Source organism: Cupriavidus mimosae, from assembly GCF_023952485.1.
GTDB lineage: Bacteria > Pseudomonadota > Gammaproteobacteria > Burkholderiales > Burkholderiaceae > Cupriavidus > Cupriavidus taiwanensis_C.
Genome location: NZ_JALHRY010000122.1, coordinates 1 through 482 on the forward strand (window position 1 = coordinate 1; position 482 = coordinate 482).

General features: G+C 63.7%; 1 protein-coding gene. It reads left to right on the top strand.

Annotated elements, in window-relative coordinates:
* Nucleotides 1–482 (top strand): DDE-type integrase/transposase/recombinase (locus tag MKD50_RS30625; RefSeq protein ID WP_252669803.1); only part of this gene is annotated, 482 nt, incomplete at both ends.

The window sequence follows — 482 nt, forward strand, 5'->3', positions numbered from 1 at the left end:
CGAGGCGCTGTACCGTCGCCCCAACACGAGCCGCAAGCATGCGGCGCACAAGATCTGGCCATACCTACTGCGCGACCGGACGATCGATCGCGCCAACCAGGTGTGGGCGCTGGACACGAGCTACATTCCGATGGCGCGGGGCTTCGTGTATCTGATGGCGGTGGTGGACTGGGCGAGCCGCAAAGTACTGGCCCACCGGGTGGCGATCACTCTGGAGAGCTGCCATGCTGTCGAGGCGCTGGAGGAGGCCTTTGCGAAATACGGCACGCCGGAGATCGTCAACACCGACCAGGGCAGCCAGTTCACCGCGACGGGGTTCACAGACGCTGTGCTCGACCGCGGCATCCGACTGTCGATGGACGGCAAGGGCAGTTGGCGCGACAACGTGTTCGTCGAACGCCTTTGGCGCAGCGTCAAATACGAGGAGGTCTACCTGAAAGCCTACGACTCGGTCAGCCATGCGCGCCGCTCTATCGCTAACT